The organism is Sphingomonas sp. DC5200-1 (assembly GCF_049897245.1).
In the GTDB taxonomy this organism is placed as follows: Bacteria; Pseudomonadota; Alphaproteobacteria; order Sphingomonadales; family Sphingomonadaceae; genus Sphingomonas; species Sphingomonas aquatilis.
Map to the genome: position 1 here is coordinate 419852 of NZ_JAFCVW010000003.1, position 21511 is coordinate 441362.

The following is a 21511-nucleotide window of genomic DNA, read 5'->3' on the forward strand; positions in this document are numbered from 1 at the left end:
CGAAGACGCGAAGAAGGGGTTCACGCGGAGACGCGGCGACGCGGAGGGGGTTCGCCCGCGGCAGCGGGCTCTCTCTTATCAACAGCTGGGATATAGGCCGCTTCGCGGTGGAGCGGGGCGATCGTCCGATGCGCAACCCCTCCGCGTCTCCGCGCCTCTGCGCGAACCCCTTCTTCTTTCTCCTCGCGGCTTAGCGGCTTCGCGTGAATCAAACCAGCAACGGTGGACACGCGGCGTGACGCGCCTAGATGGGGCACGCATAAGGAGTTTGACGCGTCATGGCCCATAGCGACGGCACCGTATCGATCACCGTGAACGGCGAGCATAAGCGCGTCGCTGCCGGTCTCAGCCTCGCCGATCTGGCGAACGAGCTGGGGCTGGTGCCCGAGAAGGTCGCGGTGGAGCGGAACCTGGAGGTCGTGCCGCGCTCGACGTTGAAGGACGTGTGCGTCGAGGATGGCGACGATATCGAGATCGTGCATTTCGTCGGTGGTGGCGACCATCAGGCGCCGATCGTCGACGACTCGTGGAGCGTCGCGGGCAAGACGTTCCGGTCGCGGCTGATCGTCGGGACGGGCAAGTATAAGGACTTCGCGCAGAATGCCGCGGCGCTCGAAGCGAGCGGGGCGGAGATCGTCACGGTCGCGGTGCGGCGGGTGAACGTCAGCGATCGCAACGCGCCGATGCTGACCGACTTCATTGATCCCAAGAAGGTCACCTACCTGCCCAACACCGCGGGCTGTTTCGACGCGGAGAGCGCGATCCGCACGCTGCGGCTGGCGCGCGAGGCGGGCGGTTGGGAGCTCGTGAAGCTGGAAGTGCTGGGCGAGGCGAAGACGCTCTACCCCGACATGCACGAAACGCTGCGCGCGACGGAAGTGCTGGCGAACGAAGGCTTCAAGCCGATGGTCTATTGCGTCGACGATCCGATCGCGGCGAAGCGGCTGGAGAATGCCGGTGCGGTCGCGATCATGCCGCTCGGCGCGCCGATCGGGTCCGGGCTTGGCATTCAGAACCGGGTGACGATCCGGCTGATCGTCGAGGGCGCGGGCGTGCCGGTGCTGGTCGATGCGGGCGTGGGCACCGCGTCGGACGCGGCGGTGGCGATGGAACTGGGCTGCGACGGCGTGCTGATGAACACCGCGATCGCCGAGGCCAAGGACCCGATCCTGATGGCGGGCGCGATGCGGCGCGCGGTCGAGGCGGGGCGGATGGCCTATCGTGCCGGACGCATGGGGCAGCGGCGCTATGCCGACCCGTCCAGTCCGCTCGCCGGTTTGATCTGATATCGTATTGGTTCCGCACCAGACGCTAAAGTTTTTGTCACGGAACCGGTCCGACTTCGGCCCGTTGTTCTTGCGATAGATCAAGCGGCCCGGCTGGCGGGTCGCAGTCAATCGCAGGAGACGATCGATGGGCGAATTCACCGATAAGGTCGCAGCGGCCGGCAACAAGATCGCCGGCAACGTCAAGGAAGCCGTCGGCAAGGCGACCGACAATGACCGTCTGGTGGCCGAAGGCGAAGCGCAGCAGGCCAAGGGCACCGGTCAGGACGTCAAGGGCAGCGTCAAGGGCGCGCTCGGCGACAAGATCTGATTCACAGGATCAGTTTGTGTAACCGACAGGGTCGTCTCGCATCGCGGGGCGGCCCTTTCGCTTGGACAACAACAGGGGACGACACATGAAGAAGACGATTCTGGCCGGCGCGACGCTGGTGGCGATGGCGCTCTCGCTGAGCGCGTGCGGCGGCAAGGGCGACGACAAGCTCGGCTCCGAGGTCGAAAAGTCCTACGACAACCGCGCCGATGCGATGGAGCAGGCCGCGGACAATCTGAAGGACCAGGCCAAGGAAATCCGCAAGAGCGGCGAACAGCAGGCCGATGCGATCGACGACGCCGACGTGAATGCGCAGGCGATGACCGAAGAGCAGAAGGCGGCGCTGAAGAACGGGTCCGAGAAGCTGCGCTGAGGGTGAGGGGGCGGGTTGGTTTGGGACCGGTGTGTTCGACCGGTCTATTGCCAGGCCGTTCCTCTCCCTCTTTTTCGTCATTCCTGCGGAGGCGGGAATCCAGAACCGCTACCGTTGCGGCAGGCGCCGTGAGGCTTGCCAGTCTGGATTCCCGCCTTCGCGGGAATGACGGTGGTTTGAGTGCGGCTGGGATCAGGTGTGGGGCGCTTGTGGCGTCCGTTGTGCTGGTTACGATCGTTGCGTGACACACCTTCTACTCGTGCGCGGCGCGGTGGATGCCGGAACTAGTCCGGCATGACGGGGGTGTTTGGGGCGGGTGTCTCGTGACCTACCTGCCGAGTGCTGAGTGTGCCGGCATGGCGGCGCGGGGTCTTCGGTCTGCGATCGCGCTGTTTGCAGCGCATGCTTCATAACCGACGTCGTCCCGGCGGAGGCTGGGACCTTTTGCGGCTCTTGTCGCGTCCTGCCACCGGGAGATTCCAGCCGTCGTTGGGATGACGTTCGGGCAGGCGGCGCGGTGTGTGGTTCGGCCGTCCGCTCACATAAAAACGCCCCCTTCCGTGTGGAAGAGGGCGTTTTTTGTTGGCCGCTGTGGGCGTGGGCGATCAGGCGCCGAAGGTGCGCTGCCACCAGCCGCGGCGGGGTTGTTCGCCGGTGTCGGTGGCGGTGTCGGTCGCCGGGGTTTCCGCGTCCTCGGGCTCGGCCGGGGTGGCGGGTTCCGGCGCGGTCACCGTGTCCGCAGGGGCGGCATCGGTCGTGGCGGCTTTGCGCGTGCGGCGACGCTTGGGCTTTTCCTCCGCGGCGGGCGCCTCGGCGGCCGGAGCCTCTTCGGCGGCGGGTGCCGGGGTGGCCTTCTTCCGGGTGCGCTTGGGCTTGGGCGCCGGTTCGGCGTCGGCGGCCGGGGCTGCGACCGGCGCTTCGGCCGCGGCGGGCTCCGCTTCGGCCGCGGCGGGGGCCTCGACCGGCGCCGCGTCGGCGACCTTGCGCGCGCGCGGGCGGCGGCGGGTGCGCGGCGCCTCGACGGGCTCGGCGTCCTCGACCTTCGCCGGGGCCGGCGCGTCGAGACCGGTCGTCACCGGGCCGGCATCGCCCGCCTCGACGATCGGTTCGTTGGCCGCCGGCGCGTCGCCATCGGCGCTGTCGACCGCGGCGTCCGTGCCCTCGGCCGGCGTGCCTTCGGCATGGCGGCGACCGCCACGGCGCCCGCGACGTCCGCGACGGCGACGGCCTTCGCCCTGCGGCTGCTCGCCATAGGCCTCGACGGTCTCCGCCTCGTCACCCGCGACCGGCTCGACGTCGGTGTCGGCATCCTCCGCGTCGGTCGCGTCGACCGGTGCTTCGGCGGTATCGTCCGACGCGGTGTCGCCAGCCTCGTCCTCGCGGTTGCGACCGCGGCGACCGCGACGGCGGCGGCGGCGGCCACGACCTTCGCCCTCACCACGTTCCTCGCGCTCGCGCTCACGCCGGGGCTCTTCCTCAACGGCCTCGACGATCTCGTCTTCCTCTTCCTCGTCCTCGATATCGTCGGGGACGTCGTCATAGTCTTCCTCGACCAGCGCCTCGATCTTGGGCGGGTGCGCGGGCGGCGGGCCGCTGGCCTCGACCGACATGCGCGCGCCTTCCTCTTCGCGATCGGGGACGATCTCGACGATCACGCCATAGCGATCCTCGATCTCGGCGATGTCCGCGCGCTTCTTGTTGAGGACGTAGATCGTCGCTTCCTGGCTGGCGCGCAGGGTGAGCACCGAACCGCGGCCGCGGGCCGCTTCGTCCTCGATCAGACGCAGCGCGCTGAGGCCCGCCGACGAGGCGGTGCGGACGAGGCCAGTGCCTTCGCAATGCGGGCAGGGGCGCGTCGAGGCTTCGAGCACGCCGGTGCGCAGGCGCTGGCGGCTCATTTCCATGAGGCCGAACGACGAGATGCGGCCGACCTGGATGCGGGCGCGATCGTCCTTCAGCGCTTCCTTCATCGCCTTCTCGACCTTCCGGACATTGGAATTGTTGTCCATGTCGATGAAGTCGATGACGACGAGGCCGGCCATGTCGCGCAGGCGCAGCTGGCGGGCGATTTCCTTGGCGGCTTCGAGGTTGGTCGCCGTCGCGGTCTGTTCGATATTATGTTCGCGCGTCGACCGGCCGGAGTTGATGTCGATCGAGACGAGCGCCTCGGTCGGGTTGATGACCAGATAGCCGCCCGATTTCAGCTGCACGACCGGATGATACATGGCGGCGAGCTGATCTTCGACATGCGCGCGCTGGAACAGCGGCACGGCGTCGGCATATTGCTTCACGCGGCGGGCGTGGCTGGGCATCAGAAGCCGCATGAACTCCTTGGCGTGGCGATAACCCTCTTCGCCCTCGACGATCACCTCGTCGATGTCCTTGTTGTAGATGTCGCGGATCGCGCGCTTGATGAGGTCGCTGTCACCGTAGATCAGCGCCGGCGCCGACGAGCCGAGCGTCGCTTCGCGGATGCCATCCCACAGACGCGCGAGATAATCGAAGTCGCGCTTGATCTCGACCTTGGTGCGCTGCAGGCCGGCGGTGCGGACGATGCAGCCCATCGAGCTGGGCAGCTGCATGTCGGCCATGATCGACTTCAGGCGCTTGCGATCGGCGGCGTTGCTGATCTTGCGGCTGATCCCGCCGCCATGCGACGTGTTGGGCATCAGCACGCAATAGCGGCCGGCGAGCGACAGATAGGTCGTCAGCGCCGCGCCCTTGTTGCCGCGCTCTTCCTTGACGACCTGCACCAGCAGCACCTGACGGCGGCGGATGACGTCCTGGATCTTGTAGCGGCGGCGCAGATTCATGCGGCGCTGGCGCAGCGCCTCGACCTGATCGTCGTTGCCATTGCGCGGCTTCTTCGCGGGGGCGCCTTCGCCGCCCTCGGCGTCGTCGTGATCGGCATCGTCGTCGTCATGATGATCGGCGTCGTCGTAATCGTCGTGGTCGCGATCGTCGTGCGCATCATCGTCATGATCGTCGTCGTCATGCTCGGCGCGCAGCGCGGCTTCTTCCGCGGCATGCTCCGCCTCTTCCCGCAGCAGCGCGTCGCGGTCTTCCTTGGGGATCTGATAGTAATCGGGGTGGATTTCGCTGAAGGCGAGGAAGCCGTGGCGATTGCCGCCGTAATCGACGAACGCCGCCTGCAGCGACGGCTCGACGCGCGTCACCTTGGCGAGATAGATGTTGCCCTTGAGCTGCTTGCGTTCGGCGGATTCGAAATCGAACTCTTCGATCCGGTTATTCTTGACGACGGCGACGCGGGTTTCTTCCCGGTGGCGTGCGTCGATCAGCATACGCGTGGTCATTGAATAGTCTCCGCGCGCGTGGCGCTCCGGCGGCGGGTCCGTGACGGACCGGGCGGCAGGGCGCGCATGCGCGTTGATAGGTGGCGCCGGGCGGACCGGCGCGGGTTTGTGGCAAAGATGCGTCTGCTCGCCCGGCACATCGGGGGGCACGGCCCTCCCGCACGCCCGACACGCCGCCGGCCGGGGCCGGGCGGTGTCGAACGGTGGAAAAGTGCGTCATGCGAGCGTCAACCTGGTTAAGACCGCGCCAGGACGGCGCGAGAACCGGCGCATCGCCGATCTGTATTCACGGGCGACGCACGGGTGCAGTCCGTTGGTAGCATCGGCCTGCGCGAACCGCAACTGGCAGGAACTTGCCGTATCGGCCGGCAAAATCGTGCCGAATTCCGGATTAACCTTGCCGGGCAACCCCCTGTTGGGACCCTGTGCGTCACAACGGCCCCGTGGCGATCGCGTTCAGAATCGCCCGAGGGGTTGTGTATGGCTTTTCGCTGGACCCGCGTACGCCTGTCGCGGCAAGGACGCCGTGTGCTGACGCTGTTCGCCCTGATTGCGGGATGGTTCACGAGCGCGCCCGCCTGGGCGGCGACGATGATCCGTAGCGTCGCGGTGCAGGACGGGCGGATCGTCATCCGCTTCGACGGCCCGGTCGCGGATGCGAGCGGCGAGATCCTGTCGGCCAGCCGCCAGATCGCCGTCGACATCGCCGATGCCGTGCCCGGCGCGCGGGCGCGCGGCGGCGGTCCGGTGAGCGGCGTCACCCAGCTGCGGCAAGGTGCGGGCACGCGGCTGCTGTTCGACCTCGCGCGGCCGGCGATCATCGGCGATGCCTCATTCGAGCAGGACGGGCGCAGCCTGGTGCTGTCGATCGAGCCGGCTAGCGCGGCCCGCTTCGCGGCGGCGGGGGCGGCGGGGCCGCTGAGTTTCCTGTCGTTCGACATCGGCGGCTGGGCGGCGCGACCCAAGTACAAAGTGTCGGTGCCGGTGCCGCCCCCGGCGCGCGGCCTGCCGCTGCCCAAAGTGCGCGGCGACGACAGCCGGCCGCTGGTGGTGATCGATGCGGGGCATGGCGGCGTCGATCCGGGTGCGATCAACCCGGTGACCGGGCTGCGCGAAAAGGATGTGACGCTGCGCATCGCCAAGACGATTCGCGACCAGTTGCTCGCCACCGGGCGGGTGCGCGTGGCGCTGACCCGTGACGACGACCGCTTTCTGGTGCTGCGCGAACGCTATGGCATCGCGCGGCGGCTGAAGGCCAATCTGTTCATCTCGATCCATTGCGACAGCGTGGGCAGCGGGGAGGCGAGCGGCGCGTCGGTCTACACCTTGTCCGAAGTCGCGTCCGACAAGGAAGCGGCGCGGCTGGCGGCGCGCGAGAACAAGGCCGACGTGATCTCCGGCGTGAACCTGGGCGATGCGGGGGCGGACGTGACGTCGATCCTGATCGACCTGGCGCAGCGCGAGACGATGAATACGTCCGCGAACTTCGCGCGGCTGCTGGGACGCGAGGCCAAGCCGCTGATCCCGACCAAGCCAGTGTTTCATCGCATGGCGTCGCTGATGGTGCTGAAGGCGCCCGACATGCCGTCGATCCTGTTCGAGACGGGCTATATCTCCAACCCGCGCGATGCGGCGTTCCTCGACAGCAGCGAAGGGCGCGAGAAGATCGCGGAAAGCGTGACCAAGGCGGTCGAGGTGCATTTCGCGCGGCAGATGGCGAGCCGGTAGGGCTTTCCCGACGGTCCGTCATTCCCGCGAAGGCGGGAATCCATAACCGCTACCGTCGATGATGGAGCCGCTACGGTAGCGCGTCTGGATCCCCGCCTGCGCGGGGATGACGGGGCGGGTGTGGCGGCGTTCACCGCCGTTCGAAATCGCCGATCAGATCGCGCCCGAGAAGGTGTCGCATGCCGCCGGATCGCCGGTTTCAATGCCGCGGCGCAGCCAGGTCTGGCGCTGGGCGGAGGTGCCGTGGGTGAAGCTGTCAGGAACGACGCGGCCCTGGCTTTCCTTTTGCAGCGTGTCGTCGCCGATCGCGCCGGCGGCGGTCAGGCCCTCTTCCAGATCGCCCGGCTCCATGCGGCTGCGGTTCTGTGCCGCCCAGACGCCGGCGTAGCAATCGGCCTGCAACTCGAGGCGGACCGAGGCGGCATTGCCCTCCCGTTCCGAACTGCTGCGCTGGATCTGCTGCACCTTGTCCGACGTGCCGAGCAGGTTCTGGATATGGTGGCCGAATTCGTGGGCGATCACGTAATCCTGTGCGAAGTCACCCTTGGCGCCGAAGCGATTGGCCAGTTCGTTGAAGAAGCTGGTGTCGAGGTAGATGCGCTGGTCGGTCGGGCAATAAAACGGGCCCATCGCCGATTGCGCGGCGCCGCAGCCCGACCGTCCGTTCTGGTTGAAGAAGGAGAGGCCCGGGGCGCGGAAGCGCTCGCCGCTTTGCGCGAAGATCTTTTCCCAGGTATTTTCCGCCGAGCTGAACGCGTTGCAGGCGGCGCGCTTGTCGGGGTCGGATGAGCAGACCGCAGTCGCGCCGCGGCCTTCGGACGGGGCGCTGTGGGTCACCTGCGTGCCGCTGCCGCCTCCGCCGCCCACGAGACTACCGAGATTGCCAAGCCCGCCGAACACCGCGAACAACAGCAATACGACGACGATGCCGCCGCAGCCGAAGCGGCTGCCGATCAGTGGCAACAGGCCGAACAGCAGTCCGCCGCCACCGCCTCCGCCGAAGCCACCACCGCCGGTGTTACCCTGGTCCTCGACGTCAATATTGGGATCGAAATCGTCGAGGCGCATGGCAGGCTCCGTTTAGCGTGTGTAACGAATGCCCGAACCCGTCCCCCGGTTGCAACCGGCTGCGCTTGGCGCCACGACAGGCGTGTTATCAGGAGAGTAGCATGATCCTTCAGGGCAAGACCGCGGTCATCACCGGCTCCACCTCCGGCATCGGCCTCGCCTATGCGAAGGCGCTGGCGGCGGAGGGCGCGAGCCTCGTCATCAACGGATTTGGCGATGCCGATGCCATCGAGGCGATCCGCGCCGAGCTGGCGGCGACCAGCGGCGCGGCTGCGCTGTACGACGCGGCGGACATGACCAAGCCCGACCAGATCGCGGCGCTGATCGACCGCGCCGTCACCGAGACGGGGCGGATCGACATTGCGATCAACAATGCCGGCATCCAGCACGTGTCGCCGATCGAGGACTTTCCCGACGACAAGATGGAAGCGATCGTCCGCATCAACCTGCTGTCGGCCTGGTATGTCGCCAAGGCTGCGGTGCCGCATATGAAGCGGCAGGGTTGGGGGCGGATCATTACCACCGCGTCCGCGCACAGCCTGGTCGCGAGCCCCAACAAATCGGCCTATGTGATGGCCAAGCACGGCATCGCGGGCCTGACCAAGACGCTGGCGCTGGAGACCGCGACGCACGGCATCACGGTCAATTGCATTTCGCCGGGCTATGTCTGGACGCCGCTGGTCGAGGCGCAAATCCCCGACACGATGAAGGCGCGCGGGCTGACGCGCGAGCAGGTGATGAACGACGTGCTGCTCGCCGCGCAGCCGACCAAGGAATTCGTGACGCCCGAACAGGTCGCGGCGCTCGCGCTGTTCCTGTGCCGCGACGAGGCGAAGGCGATCACCGGCGCCAACCTGTCGGTCGACGGCGGCTGGACGGCCGCATGAGGGGCGTGTGGCTGGGCACGGCGACGGCGCTGGTCGCAACGGTGCTGGCAGGCGCGGCGCTGGCGCATGTGCGCGACCCCGATACGGCCGCGGTCGACTGGCGCGCGGTGGCGACGGTGGAGGACCGGCAGCGCCTGCGCGAATGGCGCGACGCCTGGGTGAAGGCGCTGGCCGAGGCGCGTGCCGATCCGGCGGGCGCAGCGGTGCTGTCGGCGGACCCGGCGCTGTTCAATCCCGACCAGGTGATCCGCGGTGAGATGCTGAAGCCCGGGGCCTATCGCTGCCGCACCTATCGGCTGGGCGGTAACGGCGCCGAGCGGCTTGCCGGCACCGCGCCGCCGCCGCGCGCGCTGCTGAGCGGCGCCTGGACGGCGTGCCGGGTCGAAGGGGAGGGGCCCAAGCGCCAGTTCGCCACCGACGGCGTGCAGCGGGCGAGCGGCGTGCTGTTCGACAGCACCGATTCGCGGACGATCTTCCTCGGCACGCTGGCGCTCGGCGACGAGGCGCGGCCGATGCCATACGGCCGCGATCTGCGGCGCGACATGGCGGGCTTCGTCGAGCGGATCGGCGAAGCGCGCTGGCGGCTGGTGCTGCCGTTCCCGGGGTTTCAATCGACGCTGGATGTGATGGAGATCGTGCCGGCGTAGCGGGCTTTCCTCCCCACGTCGTCACCCCGGACTGGTTCCGGGGTCCACCGGCCGCGGGGGCGAGGCTGGAGCCTCTTGCCGGCCCCCGCGCTGACCCCCCGCCGTCACCCCGGACTTGGTCCGGGGTCCACCGGGCCGCACGGGCACGGCTGGAGCATCTTGCCATTCCCCTCGCCGCAGAGTGGACCCCGGAACGAGTCCGGGGTGACGGGGAGGGTGGGGGTTATGGTGCGCCTGTTGCCACCGGCATCGCCGCTGTCGCAGCAGCCGCTGGCGCCGCCATCACTGCCGGTGCCACCACGGGCGTCGTCGTGAGCGGCGGCAGCGTCGCGAGATAGGCCTTGCCGTGCATCTTCACCAACGTGACCCGCCCGGCATTCGCCTCGGCGATCGATTGAAGGTAGGACCGCGGCTTCTTCATCAGTTTCGGGCGGTCGAGGTCGGTCAGGCCGGCGATGCGGGCGGCTTCCTTGACGAAGTGGACGCAGTTGCGCTGGTTGAGATTGTAATGCGCGTCGCCGGTCTTTTCGTCCCACGCCGCGACCAGCCCGAGCACGGCGTTATATTGCGCGTCGGTGAGGACGACCGAGAACTGCGCGTCGCTGCCGGCGATGTAGAACGGCTTCGAAATGTCGAGCCGTCCGGCCACGGTGCCCATTAGCAATTTGGGCGACACCGATTTGGCGGTGAAGCCGTAATTGGCATCGACCGGCGCGCCGCCGGCATCCGGCACGCCGCGCAACGTAAAGAAGGCGTGCGGGAAGCTGTTGCCGAGCTCATGGCTCCAGAAGGTGATCGTCACCGCCGCCCACGCGGGCGCCGCGCCGAACAGCGAGGACAGCAGCAGCGCGGTGGCGAGCAGCGGGCGGAGGAGGGAGCGAACCATGCGCGGATGATACAGGCGGCGGCGGGGCTTGAGCAACGGGGATCACACTGAGGCGGCGTGGTATTTTCGCGCCCCCTAAGCCTGGACGGGATGCGCGAGCGTCGCGGCATTCTCGCGCTTTTCGGGGCGGATATAGATCGAGCTGAGCCGCGGGACCGCGGCGCGCAATTCGTCCTCCAGCTCCTCGATCAGCGTCTCGGCCGCGCCCATTGTAAGGGCATCGTCGAAATCGACGCTGGCGGCGACGAAGATCGCATCGGGCGCAGTGTGGATGGTGCGGACGTGGTTGACGGCCGTGACGGCGGGATGGCGCGCGATGATGTCGCGCACCGTCTCCACCACCTGCGGGTCGGCGCGCTCGCCGATCAGCAGGCCCTTGGCTTCGCGGGCGAGCAGTACGGCAACGAGGCCGAGGATCAAGCCGATCAGGATCGACGCGACGCCGTCGATACGCGGATCGACGAAATAATGGCTCGCCCAGACGCCGACCCCGGCGATGACGAGGCCGGCGAGCGCGGCCGAATCCTCGAACAGCACGATGAAGCCCGCCGGATCCTTGCTCTGGCGGATCGCGCGCCACCAGCCGGCCTTGCCCTTCGCCTTCGAAAATTCGCGCATCGCGATGAACCAAGACGCGCCCTCCATCGCCATCGCAATGCCGAGCACGATGTAGTTGACCAGTGGGTCGAGCAACGGTTCGGGCGTGATGATGTGGCGATAGCCCTCATACACCGACACGCCTGCGCCGACCGCGAAGATCAGGATCGCGACGACGAACGCCCAGAAATACAGCTCGCGCCCGTAGCCGAAGGGGTGGACGGCATCGGGCGCGCGCTTGGCGCGGTGCTGGCCATAGAGCAGCAGCACCTGGTTGCCGCTGTCGACGCAGCTGTGGACGCCCTCGGTCAGCATCGACGACGAGCCGGTGATGCCCGCGGCGACGAACTTGGCGACGCCGATCCCGAGATTGGCGGCAAGCGCCCCGTACAGCACGATATTCTCGCGGATCCGCGCGGTCAGCCCGTCTGCCATTGTCGCTCCCTGTTGCGCCGACGATGCGGCGTGGTGACGAGACGCATGAGCCGATGGATCGGCTCCCGCGGCTCTGTTATAACGAGCGTATGAACAAGCTTTCCAGCCTTAAGGCCGCGACGGAAATTCGCGTGATCAAGATCGGCAATTCGCAGGGCGTGATCCTGCCCAAGGATGTGCTGGCCCAACTGGGTGTCGCACAGGGCGACACGGTCGATGTGATCGCCAAGGACGGCGGCGTATTCCTGCGCAAACAGGATATCGGGTTCGCCGACCAGATGGCAGCGGCGCGGGAGGTGATGCGCAAGCGCCGCGACGCGCTGCGCGAACTGGCCAAATGAGTGACTGGGTCTGGATTGACATCGAGGTCGCGCTCGTCGCGCATGAGGAGCAGTTGGCGGAGCATGGGGGAGCCGCGGGCATCCGTGACCAATCGATGCTCGAAAGTGCGCTGGCGCGTCCGCACAACCTGATCGCATACGGGGAACCGGACGTCGCCGATCTGACGGCGAGCTATGCCTTCGGGATCGCGCGAAACCATCCGTTCGTCGACGGCAACAAGCGTACCGCGCTGGTGGTCAGCGAAACGTTTCTGATGCTCAACGGCTATACGCTGACCGCAACCGATGCGGAGGTGGTGGTTGCTTTTCTTGCATTGGCGGCGGGGGAATTGAGCGTGGATGAACTCGCGGACTGGTTTCGCGGCCATATCGCCTGATCCCTGAACGGGAATGGCCGCCGGCATACGAGATGCCGGCGGCCACCTTTCCTCCCCAGGAAACTTTCGAGAATTCCGTTAGCTAGGTGGGGGCGGGTGCGGCGAGAGGGGCGGGATGCGCAGCGGGGTCATGGTGTCCACCACATGGACAAGCAGGCGCGTCATGCTGTAACAAAATGACAAGCGCACGGAGTTGCCATCCCGTAGCGCAGATGTGGCGTGGGGGAGTGGGGCGTGGCCGAGCGTAAATTGTTTGCAGGGCATGCGGTGCGGCGGCTCCGGCGGCAGGCGGCGCTGACGCAGGCGGCGATGGCCGAGGTGCTGGGCATTTCGCCGAGCTATCTCAATCTCGTCGAACGCAACCAGCGGCCGCTGTCGGCGGCGCTGCTGGTGCGGCTGGCCGAATCATATGACTTCGATCCGCGCGCGCTGACCGCCGGTGAGCCGGGCGGGGGCGAGGCGGCGATGCGGCGGCGGCTGGCCGATCCGCTGTTCGCCGACCTGGAGATCGATCGCAACGAGATCGCCGAATGGCTCGCCGGAGCGCCGGGCGGGGCGGAGGCGTTTGCGCGGGCGTACGATCGGCTGGGCGCCGGGCCTGCGCGGGACGGCGATGCCGCCGACCCCGTCGCGGAGGTGCGGCGCGAGATCGAGCGGTGGCGCGGGCATTTCGCGGACCTCGACAGTCTGGCCGAAGCGCTGGCGGACGAATTGCGGCTGGGGGCGGGTGACCTGTACGGCGCGATCGCCGAGCGGTTGCGCGTCAAGCACCAGCTGACGATCCGCATCCTGCCCGTCGACGTGATGCCCGATCTGCTGCGCCGACTCGACCTGCATGCCCGGCAGTTGCAGCTGAGCGAAGTGCTCGATTCGGCGTCGCGGACCTTTGCCGCGGCGTATCAGCTGGCGCAGATCGAGGCGCGGGCCGAGATCGATGCGCTCGCCAAGGGGGCGGGCTTTGCCGACCGTTCGGCGGAGCGATTGTTCCGGCGGCATCTCGCCAGCTATTTCGCGGCGGCGGTGATGATGCCCTATGCCCGGTTCCTGCGGGCTTGCGAGAGCACGGGGTACGACCTGGAGCTGTTGCAGCGGCGATTCGGGGCGGGGTTCGAGCAGGTGGCGCACCGGCTGACGACGCTGCACCGCGTCGGGGCGCGGGGCCTGCCGTTCTTCCTCATTCGCATCGATCGCGCCGGGCAGTGTTCGAAGCGCTTTTCCGGGGCGAGCGGGTCGCCGCTCGCTGAGGCGGAGGGGCGCTGCCCGCTGTGGCGGTTGCATCAGGCGTTTGATCGGCCGGGCAGCCTTGCGGTGCAGCTGGTGGAGCTCGAGGACCGGGCGCGGTGGCTGACGATTGCGCGAACGGTGACGCCGCAGCGGCGGCGCTATGGCGGCGTGCTGGCCGAATTCGCCGTCGGCATCGGCGTGGCGGCGGAGCTGGGCGGGGCGCTGGCGGTGGCACGGGGCATCGACCTGAAGGGCGATGCGACGCCGATCGGCCTGGGGTGTCGGGCGTGCCAGCGGACCGATTGTCCGCAGCGGTCGGCGCCGCCGGCGGGGCGGGCGCTGCTGATCAACGAGCGGGATCGGGGCGTGTCGGGGTTCACCTTCACCGGCGACTGACTGAAAACAATCATACAAATTGACAGTCGCCAACGCTGATGACGTGACGTTTGCACGCGATTTGCGGCGCATTTCCCTCTGAATGCCGTGTCAATGTCCGTACACATCCTCGCATCCAGACAGCGAGGGATATGCGACATGACCTACCAGCAGCAGATCGGCACCGCCCGCCAGACGATCGGCGGCCACGCCACCTGGGGCGGGATCGATGCCGAATCGGTCGCGCGTATGCGGTTGCAGAACCGCTTCCAGACCGGCCTCGATATTGCGCGATATACCGCTGCAATCATGCGGCGGGACATGGCGGCGTACGATGCCGACCCGGCGGCCTTCACCCAGTCGCTCGGCTGCTGGCATGGGTTCATCGGGCAGCAGAAGATCATCAGCATCAAGAAGCATTTCGGCACCACCGACCGGCGTTACCTGTACCTGTCGGGCTGGATGGTCGCGGCGCTGCGCAGCGAGTTCGGCCCGTTGCCCGACCAGTCGATGCACGAGAAGACCAGCGTGCCCGCGCTGATCGAGGAGCTGTACACCTTCCTGCGCCAGGCGGATGCGCGCGAGCTGAGCCTGCTGTTCCGCGAGCTCGACAAGGCGCGCGAGAGCGGCAACGAGGTGGAGGCGCAGCGGCTGACCCAGGCGATCGACAATCACCAGACGCATGTCGTGCCGATCATCGCCGATATCGACGCAGGCTTCGGCAATGCCGAGGCGACCTACCTGCTCGCCAAGAAGATGATCGAGGCGGGCGCCTGCGCGCTGCAGATCGAGAACCAGGTCAGCGACGAGAAGCAGTGCGGCCACCAGGACGGCAAGGTCACCGTGCCGCACGAGGACTTCCTGGCGAAGGTGCGCGCCTGCCGCTACGCCTTCCTGGAGCTAGGCGTCGACGATGGCATCATCGTGACGCGCACCGACTCGCTGGGCGCGGGCCTGACCAAGCAGATCGCGTTCAGCAAGGAGCCGGGCGACATCGGCGACCAGTATAACGCCTTCCTCGACTGCGACGAGATCGACGTGACCCAGGTCGGCAACGGCGACGTCGTCATCACGCGCGAGGGCAAGCTGCTGCGGCCCAAGCGCCTGCCGTCGAACCTGTTCCAGTTCCGCGAAGGTACGGGGGCGGATCGCTGCGTGCTCGACTGCATCACGTCGCTGCAGAACGGCGCCGACCTGCTGTGGATCGAGACGGAGAAGCCGCACATCGAACAGATCGCGTCGATGGTCGACCGCATCCGCGAGGTCGTGCCGAACGCCAAGCTGGTCTATAACAACAGCCCCAGCTTCAACTGGACGCTCAATTTCCGGCAGCAGGTGTTCGACGCCTGGGCGGAGGCGGGCAAGGACGTGTCGGCGTACGACCGCGCGCGGCTGATGAGCGTCGATTACGACGGCACGCCGCTGGCAGAGGAGGCCGACGAGCGCATCCGCACCTTCCAGAAGGATGCGGCGGCGCGGGCCGGCATCTTCCACCACCTGATCACGCTGCCGACCTATCACACCGCGGCGCTGAGCACCGACAACCTCGCCAAGGCCTATTTCGGCGACGAGGGCATGCTCGGCTACGTCAAGGGCGTGCAGCGCCGTGAAATCCGCGAAGGCATCGCCTGCGTGAAGCACCAGAACATGTCGGGCAGCGACATCGGCGACGACCATAAGGAGTATTTCGCCGGCGAGGCCGCGCTGAAGGCGGGCGGGGTCCACAACACGATGAACCAGTTCGCGGCGTAACCCCCGCGGCCCCCGTGCCCGACGGTGCGGGGGCCGTTTTGCCCCGCGGAAGTGGACGAAGTGGACGGTACGTAACGTCCCGAAAGCCTTCCCCGGCGATCGTGCCGGATGGCGCCTCGATCACCGCTCGACCGGGCTATCCGGCGGGCGGTTTTGTGTATGCGATCCCCGCGGGTGGGGAGAGAAAGAGCGGCGCGCCGAGTCGGTGCGGGGCTGAGTGTTTCACATTTGTTCCGTGCGGGAAAGGGCAAACCTTCGCGTGCTCGCCGTCCGGGGCATGCGCCGTTTCGGATCGGTCGCCGGCTGTTGATATTTGGGAACGTCGGGAATTATCAAGATGGCTGATGCTGCGCTTTCACCAGGAATGTGGCGAATAGCTCGTTTGGTCTTTCTGGACAGCAGCGGTCTAGCCATGATCTAGTTACGGTGACATGTCGTGCAGGGATGCAGAACCACGCGCGATAATGCAGGTCGCGCTAGGCGTGTCGTATTCGCCAGCCGGGCAGGCCGGAATGCGGGGTTAAACCGCCGCGTACTCTTCTCTGATTGCCCTCTCACAAATCTCCGCCATTTTCAGGCCGTAGCCGAATCGGTGCAGGTTACGAATCGACATTGGAGGGGCTGCGCATAAGCTGCCAGTATCTTCAGGGGAGGTACTGTGGCTGAGTTTCAGATTGCGTTGCCGCTTGTTCAATATCAGCTTGAGGCTGAGGTCATCCATCAGAGGGTGAAGGACGGCTACGTCAACGCGACTGCGATGTGCAAGGCAGGCGGCAAGCTGTTCAACGATTACAGCCGCCTCCGCACAACGCCCCTGTTCCTCGAGGCGTTAGCGGGGTCTACGGGAATTCCCGTAGACCTACTTGTCGTCACAGTCATGACCGGCGCGAATGAGCTAAGGGGTACGTGGGTGCATCCGCAGGTCGCAATCCATCTAGCTCAGTGGATATCGCCGCAGTTTGCCGTGAAAGTGACCCAATGGATTTTCGATTGGATGACCGGGAAGGTTCCTGGCGGCAATCTCCCGTACCATCTCCGCCGCTACATGGCTAATATGACTAACGTCCCCAATGGACATTTCTCAATGCTGAATGAGATGACGGTTGCACTCATCGCGCCGCTTGAGCATCTTGGCTATGTTCTACCCGACAACATGGTTCCTGATATATCAGAAGGGCGCATGTTTTCGGGCTGGTTGCGGGAGAATGGCCATGATCCTGACAGTATGCCAACCTATATACATGTGTACGAAGATGGTCGTGCCATAAACGCAAGGGCATATCCTAACCATTTACTCGCAGACTTTAGGCGTCACTTCGTTGAGGTTTGGATGGCGAAGCGTGCAATCCCTTACTTTGGAGATCGAGACAGAAAGGCAGTGCCTCATATCGAGAGGTTGCTAGCCCTTCCAAACTATTCGGACGTTGCCGGTTTCATTGGAGCTAGATGATGGGAAAAGCCCGGTCGATTGCGATAGATACGAAAGCATTCTCTAAGGTAGGCGATGCCCGAATATTCTTTAGCGAAATGCTTCAACGTTATTCTATGGGGGATCGGGTCAATGACGAGGATGCAGCGCATTTAACAGCGTTGCTACGTCGCCATGACGAAGAAGCTGATAAGGTTGGAAAGGGTATCGCCCATATCTCGGTTGGCCCCGCCCCCGATTATGCCAATCAACGATGCTTTTGGATCACCCGTATTGATGGTAGCCGTATCGACTTCTCCTATCAGCATTGCCTTGAAAAGAAGTCTTACGATTAGGGCTAAAGCGCATGTCTGGTTCGAGTCCCTGCTAAGGACTTAAAATCGGCCAATCCTCTGCCCCGGCTTGTACTAAGAGCTGATACAACCGTCCCGACGCAATTTCGGAAGACTCAGATTTCCGCCATTTTTGGTGCCAATCTTAAAATCCTCTTCTGGGTACATACGGTAGGTCGGACGCCGTGATGCTCGCGCCTGTGCTGGCGCGTCAGCTTGTTACCTAAGGATGGCTACGCCCCCGCGTCAGTCAGCCGCTCCAGCTGCTCCTTGCTCAGCTCCAGTTCCATCGCCGGTAGCAGGTCTTCGAGCTGCTTGACGCTGGTCGCGCTGGCGATCGGGGCCGTTACGCCCTCTTGCGCCATCAGCCACGCCAGCGCGATCTGGGCGAGGGTGGCGCCGGTTTCCTCCGCCACGCCGTCCATCGCCGCGAGGACGGCGGCGCCTTTGCCTTCGAGCAGTTCGCCCATGCGGCCGCCGCGGACGCTTTGGCTGAGGTCGTCCTTCGTTCGATACTTGCCGGTGAGGAAGCCGGAGGCGAGGCCGTAATAGGGGAGGACGCCGATGTTTTCGATGACGCAGTAATCCTGCAACTCGCCTTCGAATTTGTGGCGGCTGACGAGGTTATATTCGGGCTGGAGCACGTGGTAGCGGGGCAGGTCGCTCGCCTTGGCGAGGTCGACCGCGGATTTGAGGCGCGCGGCGTGGAAGTTGGAAGCGCCGAGGACGCGGACCTTGCCGGCGTCGATGAGCGTGCCGAAGGCTTCGAGCACCGCCTCCTGCGGGACTGTGTCGTCGTCCTGGTGCGCGTAATACAGGTCGATGCGGTCGGTGCCGAGGCGCTTGAGCGAGGCTTCGGCGGCGGCGACGATGCGGGCGGGGGCGAGCTTTTCGCCGCCTTCGCCGGGCATCATGCCGACCTTGGTCGCGATCAGCACGTCGTCGCGCTTGCCGCTGTGGCGCAGCCAGTCGCCGATCATGCTTTCCGATTCGCCGCCTTTGTGGCCGTCGACCCAGGCCGAATAGACGTCGGCGGTGTCGATCATCGTGCCGCCGCCCGCGACAAAGGCGTCGAGGACAGCGAAGCTGGCGTCGCGGTCGGCGGTCCAGCCGAAGACGTTGCCGCCGAGCACCAGTGGCGCGATGCGGAGGTCGGTGGAGCCGAGGCGGCGCAGCTGGGTCATGAGGCGTCCATTTGGTTGGCGGCGGGCGGGTTGGCGGCGGGCTGGGTGTCGTTCGCGGCGTCGTCGCTGACCGCGTCGAGATCGATGCTGTTGGCGTCGAGCATCGCGGCGGCGTCGTTCAGTTGCGCGGCTTCGTCGGGCGTCACCGCGCGGGGATCGTCGCTGCCGCCCGAACAGGCGGCGAGCGATGCGGAGAGCAACAGGGGGATGAGCGCCGTGGCGATCCGGTTCGACATGTGGCGGTCAATTCCCCCAGTGTGTGTTGGATGCGGTTGATATTCATTCCTCCCCCGCCAGGGGGAGGTGGCGCCGCGGAGCGGTGACGGAGGGGGCGGTAAGCCAACATCTGTTGGTGGTTCCTCCCCCTCCATCATGCCTTCGGCATGCCACCTCCCCCTGGCGGGGGAGGACTATCACGCCGGTCGACTCGTCTTAGTCCTTCAGCGCGCGGCCGGCGCGTTCCAGCGTGTTGCCGGTGGCGTCGGCGGCGCGATCGGCGGCGTTGCTGATCGACCGGCCGGCGCGGTCGAGCCCGCGGTCGATGTTTTCGCCGGCGCGATCGGCGCGTGCGTCGGCACGGTCGGCGGCGCGATCGATCGCGTTGCCCGCATTGTCGAGGTGGCGTTCGGCCGAGCCGAAGGCTTCGTCGGTGGCGGCGTCGACATCGCTGACCGCGTTGCGCGTGGTCGCGGCGGCATCGGCGGCGATCGCGTTGCCGGCTTCGGCGGTCTGGTCCTGCGCATTCTGGCTGCAGGCGGCGACGCCAAGGGCGAGCGGGGCGGCGAGGATCAGCAGGCGCTTCATGAATTGGGTCTCCCAGGTAAAACGTCTAACCCGCCGCAAACGCCTTTGCGACCGTTTCGGTCCGCGTTGACCGCATATAAAGATATCTTTATATGTTGATGCGATCATGGCCCATGCACTCGATATCTTCCGTGCCCTTGCCGACGCGACGCGGCTGCGCATCTTCTCGCTGCTGCGCACGATGGAGCTGTCGGTGGGCGAGCTGGCGCAGGTGCTGGGGCAGAGCCAGCCGCGGGTCAGCCGGCACGTGAAGATCCTGTGCGATGCGGGCCTTGCCGAACGGCGCAAGGAGGGCAGCTGGGTGTTCGTGGCGCTGGGCGAGGCAGCGGCGACGCAGCCGGTCGCGGGCGCGATCGACGCCTGGACGCAATATGAGCCCGATCATTGGGCGGTGGCGGATGCCGCGCGCCTGGCCGCGGTGCGCGCCGATCGCGCGTCGAGCGCGGCGGCGTGGTTCGAGGGGCATGCGGGCGAATGGGATGCGATCCGATCGCTCCACGTCGCGGAGAGCGAGGTCGAGGCGGCGATGGCGGCGGTGCTGGGCACCGGGCCGCTCGGCAGCCTGATCGACATCGGCACGGGCACGGGGCGGATGCTGGAGCTGTTCGGCGACCAGGCGGACAGCGCGCTCGGCATCGACCGATCGTCGGAGATGCTGCGGCTGGCGCGGGCGAAGCTGCACGACCGGCCCAACACCGAATTGCGCCAGGCGGACCTGTATGCGCTGCCGATGGCGGATGGCGCGGCGGATGTCGCGATCCTGCACCACGTGCTCCATTTCGCGCAGCAGCCGGGCGCGGCGATCGCCGAGGCGGCGCGCGTGCTGGGGCCGGGCGGGCGGTTGCTGATCGTCGATTTCGCGCCGCACGACCGCGAGGAGCTGCGCACGCGCAACGCGCACACGCGGCTGGGCTTTGCGGACGAACAGATCGCGGGCTGGTTCGGCAATGCGGGGCTTGCCCTCGCCCGGACGGAGACGCTGGGCGGCGGCGAATTGACGGTGACTTTATGGCTGGGGCGCAAGTCCGGCGCCAGCTTGCGTGAGGTGCCTTTGCAGAAGGTTGGAGCGGCATGACGATTTCGGTGAACCAGCTGGAAGAGGCGCAGATCGCGCTGAAGGCACCGCTGTATGCGGACGTGGGCGGCCATCTGGACGTGTCGTTCGAATTCTTCCCGCCCAAGACGGAGAAGATGGACGAGCAATTGTGGGAAGCGGTGCGCACGCTGGAGCCGCTCGGGCCCAGCTTCGTCTCCGTCACCTATGGCGCGGGTGGGTCGACGCGGGAGCGCACGCACGCCACCGTTGCGCGCATCCAGCGCGAGACGAGTCTGGCGGCGGCGGCACATTTGACCTGCGTCGAGGCGACCAGGGCGGAGATCGATCAGGTCGCCGAGGATTATTGGGCGGCGGGCGTGCGCCACATCGTCGCGCTGCGCGGCGATCCGCCCGCGGCGGGCGCGAAATTCGAAAGCCATCCGGGCGGGTATGAGAATGCCGCCGCGCTGGTCGCGGGGCTGAAGCGGCTGCATCCGTTCGAGATTTCGGTCGCGGCCTATCCTGAATGCCATCCGGATTCGGTGAGCGTCGCGGCGGATCTGGACAATCTGAAGGCCAAGATCGATGCGGGCGCGACGCGCGCGATCACGCAATTCTTCCACGAGCCGGAAACCTTCTTCCGTTATCGCGACAAGGTGGCCGCCGCCGGGATCACCGCGGAGATCGTGCCGGGGATCATGCCGGTCACCAACTTCGCCAGCGTCGTGCGCATGAGCAAGATGTGCGGCACCGAGGTGCCGGCGTGGCTGGCACGGCTGTTCGACGGGCTGGAGGATCATCCCGCCGCGCGGCAGCTGGTGGCGGCGACGCTGGCGGCGGAGCTGAGCCGCAAATTGTACGCGGGCGGCTGCAAGTCGCTGCACTTCTACACGCTCAACAAGGCGGAGCTGTCGTTCGCGATCTGCCACCTGCTGGGCGTGCGGGCGAAGCCGATGCAGGACGCGGCGGCGGCGTGAATGAAAGTCCTCCCCCGTCAGGGGGAGGGGAACCGTTCGGCGCCAGCCGAATGGTGGAGGGGGCGGTAAGCGGTGGACTGGATGACGGGTCTCCCGCTTACCGCCCCCTCCGTCACCGCTTCGCGGCGCCACCTCCCCCTGGCGGGGGA

At 66.7% G+C, this 21511-nt stretch carries 21 protein-coding genes; 14 read left to right on the forward strand and 7 right to left on the reverse strand.

The genetic code is table 11. The features are described from left to right. The first annotated feature begins 278 nt into the window (after positions 1 to 278). The 3 genes from thiS (at position 279) to ACP7A3_RS08190 (ending at position 1969) form a co-directional block, all read left to right on the forward strand. The gene (gene thiS, locus ACP7A3_RS08180) at positions 279 to 1286 is read left to right on the forward strand and encodes a sulfur carrier protein ThiS (protein WP_277287041.1); all 1008 of its coding nucleotides are present in this window, start codon (positions 279 to 281) and stop codon (positions 1284 to 1286) included. 127 nt (positions 1287 to 1413) lie between these two features. Then, positions 1414 to 1596 carry a CsbD family protein gene (locus ACP7A3_RS08185; protein ID WP_017977647.1) on the forward strand — a complete coding sequence of 61 codons (183 nt, stop codon included), beginning with the start codon at positions 1414 to 1416 and terminating at the stop codon, positions 1594 to 1596. A gap of 85 nt (positions 1597 to 1681) precedes the next feature. Next, the gene (locus ACP7A3_RS08190) at positions 1682 to 1969 is read left to right on the forward strand and encodes a hypothetical protein (protein ID WP_017977648.1); all 288 of its coding nucleotides are present in this window, start codon (positions 1682 to 1684) and stop codon (positions 1967 to 1969) included. A gap of 605 nt (positions 1970 to 2574) precedes the next feature. Here the strand turns inward: ACP7A3_RS08190 and ACP7A3_RS08195 are convergent. After that, complete coding sequence (locus tag ACP7A3_RS08195; RefSeq protein ID WP_426256293.1) at positions 2575 to 5271, reverse strand: Rne/Rng family ribonuclease; 2697 nt, start codon at positions 5269 to 5271, stop codon at positions 2575 to 2577. 492 nt (positions 5272 to 5763) lie between these two features. Here ACP7A3_RS08195 and ACP7A3_RS08200 point away from each other — a divergent pair, with 492 nt between their 5' ends. Next, complete coding sequence (locus ACP7A3_RS08200; RefSeq protein ID WP_426256161.1) at positions 5764 to 7011, forward strand: N-acetylmuramoyl-L-alanine amidase family protein; 1248 nt, start codon at positions 5764 to 5766, stop codon at positions 7009 to 7011. Positions 7012 to 7164: 153 nt separating this feature from the next. On the opposite strand, the gene ypfJ is transcribed toward ACP7A3_RS08200, so the two are convergent. Then, positions 7165 to 8079 carry a KPN_02809 family neutral zinc metallopeptidase gene (gene ypfJ / locus ACP7A3_RS08205; protein ID WP_426256160.1) on the reverse strand — a complete coding sequence of 305 codons (915 nt, stop codon included), beginning with the start codon at positions 8077 to 8079 and terminating at the stop codon, positions 7165 to 7167. A gap of 101 nt (positions 8080 to 8180) precedes the next feature. On the opposite strand from ypfJ, the gene ACP7A3_RS08210 reads away from it, so the two are divergent. Both ACP7A3_RS08210 and ACP7A3_RS08215 read left to right on the forward strand, forming a co-directional pair. After that, entirely contained in the window at positions 8181 to 8966 is a 786-nt protein-coding gene (locus ACP7A3_RS08210) for a 3-hydroxybutyrate dehydrogenase (RefSeq protein WP_426256159.1), read from the forward strand. Beyond that, positions 8963 to 9613 carry a DUF4893 domain-containing protein gene (locus ACP7A3_RS08215; RefSeq protein WP_426256158.1) on the forward strand — a complete coding sequence of 217 codons (651 nt, stop codon included), beginning with the start codon at positions 8963 to 8965 and terminating at the stop codon, positions 9611 to 9613. The genes ACP7A3_RS08210 and ACP7A3_RS08215 overlap by 4 nt, the downstream gene beginning before the upstream one ends. 223 nt (positions 9614 to 9836) lie before the next feature. On the opposite strand, the gene ACP7A3_RS08220 is transcribed toward ACP7A3_RS08215, so the two are convergent. Both ACP7A3_RS08220 and ACP7A3_RS08225 read right to left on the reverse strand, forming a co-directional pair. Next, entirely contained in the window at positions 9837 to 10499 is a 663-nt protein-coding gene (locus ACP7A3_RS08220) for a hypothetical protein (RefSeq protein ID WP_426256157.1), read from the reverse strand. 75 nt (positions 10500 to 10574) lie between these two features. After that, positions 10575 to 11531: a cation diffusion facilitator family transporter gene (locus ACP7A3_RS08225; protein WP_294215743.1), complete on the reverse strand. Its 957-nt coding sequence runs from the start codon at positions 11529 to 11531 to the stop codon at positions 10575 to 10577. 23 nt (positions 11532 to 11554) lie between these two features. Here ACP7A3_RS08225 and ACP7A3_RS08230 point away from each other — a divergent pair, with 23 nt between their 5' ends. The 6 genes from ACP7A3_RS08230 to ACP7A3_RS08255 all read left to right on the forward strand — a co-directional run bounded on the left by ACP7A3_RS08230 (position 11555) and on the right by ACP7A3_RS08255 (position 17364). Further along, positions 11555 to 11872 carry an AbrB/MazE/SpoVT family DNA-binding domain-containing protein gene (locus tag ACP7A3_RS08230; protein ID WP_426256156.1) on the forward strand — a complete coding sequence of 106 codons (318 nt, stop codon included), beginning with the start codon at positions 11555 to 11557 and terminating at the stop codon, positions 11870 to 11872. Next, positions 11869 to 12249: a type II toxin-antitoxin system death-on-curing family toxin gene (locus ACP7A3_RS08235; RefSeq protein WP_426256155.1), complete on the forward strand. Its 381-nt coding sequence runs from the start codon at positions 11869 to 11871 to the stop codon at positions 12247 to 12249. The genes ACP7A3_RS08230 and ACP7A3_RS08235 overlap by 4 nt, the downstream gene beginning before the upstream one ends. Positions 12250 to 12483: 234 nt before the next feature. Continuing rightward, the gene (locus ACP7A3_RS08240; RefSeq protein WP_017977657.1) at positions 12484 to 13869 is read left to right on the forward strand and encodes a helix-turn-helix domain-containing protein; all 1386 of its coding nucleotides are present in this window, start codon (positions 12484 to 12486) and stop codon (positions 13867 to 13869) included. Between the two features lie 138 nt (positions 13870 to 14007). Beyond that, positions 14008 to 15600 carry an isocitrate lyase gene (locus ACP7A3_RS08245; RefSeq protein WP_426256154.1) on the forward strand — a complete coding sequence of 531 codons (1593 nt, stop codon included), beginning with the start codon at positions 14008 to 14010 and terminating at the stop codon, positions 15598 to 15600. A gap of 658 nt (positions 15601 to 16258) precedes the next feature. After that, positions 16259 to 17050 (forward strand): KilA-N domain-containing protein, encoded by a 792-nt coding sequence (locus tag ACP7A3_RS08250; RefSeq protein ID WP_426256153.1) that lies wholly within the window; start codon positions 16259 to 16261, stop codon positions 17048 to 17050. Next, complete coding sequence (locus ACP7A3_RS08255) at positions 17050 to 17364, forward strand: DCL family protein (RefSeq protein ID WP_426268130.1); 315 nt, start codon at positions 17050 to 17052, stop codon at positions 17362 to 17364. The genes ACP7A3_RS08250 and ACP7A3_RS08255 overlap by 1 nt, the downstream gene beginning before the upstream one ends. Positions 17365 to 17594: 230 nt before the next feature. On the opposite strand, the gene ACP7A3_RS08260 is transcribed toward ACP7A3_RS08255, so the two are convergent. The 3 genes from ACP7A3_RS08260 to ACP7A3_RS08270 all read right to left on the reverse strand — a co-directional run bounded on the left by ACP7A3_RS08260 (position 17595) and on the right by ACP7A3_RS08270 (position 19349). Continuing rightward, a complete protein-coding gene (locus tag ACP7A3_RS08260) occupies positions 17595 to 18545 on the reverse strand; it encodes an aldo/keto reductase (RefSeq protein ID WP_426256151.1) in 951 nt (316 codons plus the stop codon). Beyond that, the gene (locus ACP7A3_RS08265; RefSeq protein ID WP_294314830.1) at positions 18542 to 18781 is read right to left on the reverse strand and encodes a hypothetical protein; all 240 of its coding nucleotides are present in this window, start codon (positions 18779 to 18781) and stop codon (positions 18542 to 18544) included. Before ACP7A3_RS08265 ends, ACP7A3_RS08260 begins: the two co-directional genes overlap by 4 nt. A 196-nt stretch (positions 18782 to 18977) precedes the next feature. Further along, the gene (locus tag ACP7A3_RS08270) at positions 18978 to 19349 is read right to left on the reverse strand and encodes a hypothetical protein (RefSeq protein ID WP_017977663.1); all 372 of its coding nucleotides are present in this window, start codon (positions 19347 to 19349) and stop codon (positions 18978 to 18980) included. Between the two features lie 106 nt (positions 19350 to 19455). On the opposite strand from ACP7A3_RS08270, the gene ACP7A3_RS08275 reads away from it, so the two are divergent. Together ACP7A3_RS08275 and metF are read left to right on the forward strand one after the other, a co-directional pair. Beyond that, positions 19456 to 20424, forward strand: coding sequence for an ArsR/SmtB family transcription factor (locus tag ACP7A3_RS08275; protein WP_043060629.1), 969 nt, complete (start codon positions 19456 to 19458; stop codon positions 20422 to 20424). Then, positions 20421 to 21362, forward strand: coding sequence for a methylenetetrahydrofolate reductase [NAD(P)H] (gene metF, locus ACP7A3_RS08280; protein WP_017977665.1), 942 nt, complete (start codon positions 20421 to 20423; stop codon positions 21360 to 21362). Before ACP7A3_RS08275 ends, metF begins: the two co-directional genes overlap by 4 nt. The last annotated feature ends 149 nt before the right edge of the window (positions 21363 to 21511 follow it).

Bases quoted from the DNA above. Each gene is read 5' to 3' on its own strand.
- ACP7A3_RS08265 (WP_294314830.1), bottom strand. From the start codon at position 18,781: ATGTCGAACCGGATCGCCACGGCGCTCATCCCCCTGTTGCTCTCCGCA.
- ACP7A3_RS08220 (WP_426256157.1), bottom strand. From the start codon at position 10,499: ATGGTTCGCTCCCTCCTCCGCCCGCTGCTCGCCACCGCGCTGCTGCTG.
- ACP7A3_RS08190 (WP_017977648.1), top strand. From the start codon at position 1,682: ATGAAGAAGACGATTCTGGCCGGCGCGACGCTGGTGGCGATGGCGCTC.
- metF (WP_017977665.1), top strand. From the start codon at position 20,421: ATGACGATTTCGGTGAACCAGCTGGAAGAGGCGCAGATCGCGCTGAAG.
- ACP7A3_RS08230 (WP_426256156.1), top strand. From the start codon at position 11,555: ATGCGGCGTGGTGACGAGACGCATGAGCCGATGGATCGGCTCCCGCGG.
- ACP7A3_RS08255 (WP_426268130.1), top strand. From the start codon at position 17,050: ATGGGAAAAGCCCGGTCGATTGCGATAGATACGAAAGCATTCTCTAAG.
- ACP7A3_RS08260 (WP_426256151.1), bottom strand. From the start codon at position 18,545: ATGACCCAGCTGCGCCGCCTCGGCTCCACCGACCTCCGCATCGCGCCA.
- ACP7A3_RS08270 (WP_017977663.1), bottom strand. From the start codon at position 19,349: ATGAAGCGCCTGCTGATCCTCGCCGCCCCGCTCGCCCTTGGCGTCGCC.
- ACP7A3_RS08245 (WP_426256154.1), top strand. From the start codon at position 14,008: ATGACCTACCAGCAGCAGATCGGCACCGCCCGCCAGACGATCGGCGGC.
- ACP7A3_RS08275 (WP_043060629.1), top strand. From the start codon at position 19,456: ATGGCCCATGCACTCGATATCTTCCGTGCCCTTGCCGACGCGACGCGG.
- ACP7A3_RS08225 (WP_294215743.1), bottom strand. From the start codon at position 11,531: ATGGCAGACGGGCTGACCGCGCGGATCCGCGAGAATATCGTGCTGTAC.
- ACP7A3_RS08210 (WP_426256159.1), top strand. From the start codon at position 8,181: ATGATCCTTCAGGGCAAGACCGCGGTCATCACCGGCTCCACCTCCGGC.
- ACP7A3_RS08235 (WP_426256155.1), top strand. From the start codon at position 11,869: ATGAGTGACTGGGTCTGGATTGACATCGAGGTCGCGCTCGTCGCGCAT.
- ypfJ (WP_426256160.1), bottom strand. From the start codon at position 8,079: ATGCGCCTCGACGATTTCGATCCCAATATTGACGTCGAGGACCAGGGT.
- ACP7A3_RS08185 (WP_017977647.1), top strand. From the start codon at position 1,414: ATGGGCGAATTCACCGATAAGGTCGCAGCGGCCGGCAACAAGATCGCC.
- thiS (WP_277287041.1), top strand. From the start codon at position 279: ATGGCCCATAGCGACGGCACCGTATCGATCACCGTGAACGGCGAGCAT.
- ACP7A3_RS08200 (WP_426256161.1), top strand. From the start codon at position 5,764: ATGGCTTTTCGCTGGACCCGCGTACGCCTGTCGCGGCAAGGACGCCGT.
- ACP7A3_RS08215 (WP_426256158.1), top strand. From the start codon at position 8,963: ATGAGGGGCGTGTGGCTGGGCACGGCGACGGCGCTGGTCGCAACGGTG.
- ACP7A3_RS08195 (WP_426256293.1), bottom strand. From the start codon at position 5,271: ATGCTGATCGACGCACGCCACCGGGAAGAAACCCGCGTCGCCGTCGTC.